Source organism: Clostridium subterminale, from assembly GCF_039521425.1.
Taxonomy (GTDB): Bacteria; Bacillota; Clostridia; order Clostridiales; family Clostridiaceae; genus Clostridium_J; species Clostridium_J subterminale.
Map to the genome: position 1 here is coordinate 1 of NZ_BAAACI010000013.1, position 3115 is coordinate 3115.

3 protein-coding genes are annotated in these 3115 nt (G+C 26.2%); 1 reads left to right on the forward strand and 2 read right to left on the reverse strand.

What is annotated here, in order from left to right:
- Positions 1–500 precede the first annotated feature (500 nt).
- Positions 501–1244, forward strand: a complete 744-nt coding sequence (locus ABDZ93_RS19320) for a hypothetical protein (protein WP_343828159.1) — start codon at positions 501–503, stop codon at positions 1242–1244.
- A gap of 44 nt (positions 1245–1288) precedes the next feature.
- Here the strand turns inward: ABDZ93_RS19320 and ABDZ93_RS19325 are convergent, their stop codons facing one another.
- On the reverse strand, positions 1289–2392 hold the full coding sequence (locus tag ABDZ93_RS19325; protein WP_343828160.1) for a mechanosensitive ion channel family protein: 1104 nt from the start codon (positions 2390–2392) through the stop codon (positions 1289–1291).
- A gap of 45 nt (positions 2393–2437) precedes the next feature.
- Positions 2438–2953, reverse strand: a complete 516-nt coding sequence (locus tag ABDZ93_RS19330; RefSeq protein WP_343828162.1) for a GNAT family N-acetyltransferase — start codon at positions 2951–2953, stop codon at positions 2438–2440.
- Between the last annotated feature and the right edge of the window lie 162 nt (positions 2954–3115).

A 3115-nucleotide genomic window follows, 5' to 3' on the forward strand; every position in this document is an offset into this window, starting at 1 on the left:
TTTACCTTTTTCTCTGTTTAATTTTCAAAGACCATTTGGTTTTCATTATCATCGATTACTTCCGACGACTCTTATTATTCTACTAGATAATCTCTTATCTGTCAACATTTTTTTAAGAAGTTTTTTTCTTAATTTCTTGTTGTTTGCTGTCGCATCTCTCAGCGACAAGACTTATCTTATCATGATTTAATTATGCGTATATTATATAATTTAAATTTATTCATAAATAGCCTTATCTTTCTAGTGATTTCTTCTAATTACTAACTTATCCTTATATTGATACACTAGGATTTGTTTATTTTATTTATTAATTATATTTACACATTTATATCATATATTTACTTATATTATTTATTACATAATTATAAATGTATAATTACAATTCTCTAAAATTAATTATCTACTATCTTTTAAAAAAATATATAAATTGAATATTTATTTTTTTTTTGGACAGATTATAATTATTAATAAAAATTTTGGGAAATATGGTGATTAAATTTATGAAGAAGAAAGAAAAAAGTTTTATTCCTCTAGTTGTTATATTTATATTAGTATTACAACTTATTAATTTATCAACCACGGAGCAAAGACAAAATATAACTAATAAAAATACAAATTTAATTGGCAGTGACATAAAATCAATAAATACTCTATCTATAACTTATAGAATTAAAAACTCTAATACATCAAACACTGAATTTTCAAAATACAACTCTGATTATAATTCTTATTCTATAGAAAAATCTCAGCAAAAATATAAAAATTTGTATCATAATAATCAAGTAAGTGAAGATGCGATAAACCAAACTATGCATTTACCTGATTGGTTTAAATATAAAGTTATAGATGAAACCTTATTAAAATCTTATCTAGCTAATAAATCTTCTCTACTTAAAGATGAACCTTACTTTTCATCCATAATAGAAGTTAGTAGAGATTTTAATATTAATCCTATACTGCTATTCGCTATTACAGGTCAAGAACAAAGCTTTGTTCCTCAAAATCATGTAAGTGCTGCAAAAATAGCTAACAATCCTTACAATGTATTTTGTAGTTGGCAAAGTTATAATACTAATATTGTAGATACATCAGAAATTGCTTGTCGTACAATTATAAATCTGTCTAAAGATAAACCTGATAGTGTTGATCCTTTAGTATGGATTAATAGGAAATACTCTGCTGATCAAAATTGGCATTATGGTGTAAGAAGCTTATACAATGAAATTGTTAACTTTATAAACTAATAATAAAAGGTTTAGGTAATTCAAATAAGAACTACCTAAACCTTTTATTTATTTTCTATATATACACTTTTCGTTGGAAAAGCAATACTTACTTCCTCATCGCTTAGAATTTTCATTATGCTATAATTTATATCTTCTTTAATTTCCATATATTCATTAAATCCAATTTTGTTTATAAAGAAATACATGCTTATGTCTAAACTACTTTCATTAAGTGTACTAAAGCTAACATGAATACTCTCACTATCCACCCCATCATGATTTTTTAACATATCTTTTATACTACTAACACACTTTTGAAGCTGCTCAGTAGATGTATCATACGTTACTCCTATATCCATAGTTACTCTTCTTAATTCCCTCTTATTAAAGTTCAGTATTGAATCATTTACTAGTAATGAGTTAGGAACTGTTATTAACACTTTATCAAAAGTTCTTATTCTGGTACTTCTAAAGCTAATATCTTCTACTATTCCCTCAATCTCCTTACACTTAACCCAATCGCCTATTGTAAATGGATTATCCATAAATATTATTACACCTGACATCATATTGGCTGCAAAGTCTTTTGCTGCCAAAGCTATTACAACTCCGCCTAAACCTATTCCTGTTATAAAAGCATTTACATCTAATCCCCAAATATTTGCTATTTGTATAATTGCAAAGGCTATTATTAAATACTTTATTCCTTTGGACATCATAGGTATTAATACAGTATTCACTTTTATATCATATTTATCTGTAGCTCTAAATAAAAAATCATCTGAATTGTTTGTAATATTGATTAATCCATTAGCAAACAATACTATAATCGATGTCCCTAAAAATTTATTAATTATACTTCTAATACTCCATCCCATTGATGAACTTAATATACTCATAAATATGTATACACCCATTACTATAAATGCCATCTTTATAGGTTTTTCAAATGCATTCAATATTTTTCTAGCACTTTTTATTTTTAAAGCTTTAAACATGCTATCTAATATCTTTATAATATATTTAGCAAATATGTTCCTTAAGAACATTAATAGTACAAATATTCCTACTCCAATTGCAATTGATTTCCACACTTCAAAAAATTTACTGTTTAATATAATCTGTACATATTTATTCGTTAATATCTCTACTTGAGCTATTACCATTTATCTTCCCTCCTATATAAAAAAATTAGTTTTAATTCTAATTATTTATTCCTTTACAATTCCGAAAACTAAAATATCAACATATTCTATTCCGTCATAATATGCTTCTCTTCTTGTTCCTTCATGAAGAAAACCTACTGATTTTAATGTGCCTTGACTAGAATGGTTAAAACTTAATACCTCTGCATCAATTCTATGAGTTCCAAGACTAAATAAATAGTCTATAATTAATTTCAACCCTTCTTTGGCATATCCCTCTTGTCTATGGCTTCCTAACCCAAATCTAAGCCAAGCCATTTCTTTACTTTCATCTATCCAGTTTATTCTTATATATCCTATAGATTCATTATTATCTTTTAATACAATAATTAAATATAATTCTTCTCCTTCTTCTATACTAATTTTAATGTCTTGAAATTGATTTTCATAACTTATATTTGTATCTAATCCCACAGACATTTTTCTCATGATTATATCATCTTTCCATTTAGTCATTAAATTAACATCAGTTAATTCTATATTTCTTAAATAAATTCGTTGTCCTTCACATAAATTATACATTTTCTAATCCCCCATACCCCAAATGCTACTTATTATATTATAAATTAAGTTTATTATTCTATATAGCAAAAAAGCACTTCATTATGAAGTGCTTTTGGTGGCTCACCGGGGGATCGAACCCCGGACACCATGATTAAAAGTCATGTGCTCTACCGACTGAGC

Excerpts from the sequence above, each read along its gene's own strand:
- ABDZ93_RS19320 (WP_343828159.1), top strand. The coding sequence starts at position 501 with ATGAAGAAGAAAGAAAAAAGTTTTATTCCTCTAGTTGTTATATTTATA.
- ABDZ93_RS19325 (WP_343828160.1), bottom strand. The coding sequence starts at position 2,392 with ATGGTAATAGCTCAAGTAGAGATATTAACGAATAAATATGTACAGATT.
- ABDZ93_RS19330 (WP_343828162.1), bottom strand. The coding sequence starts at position 2,953 with ATGTATAATTTATGTGAAGGACAACGAATTTATTTAAGAAATATAGAA.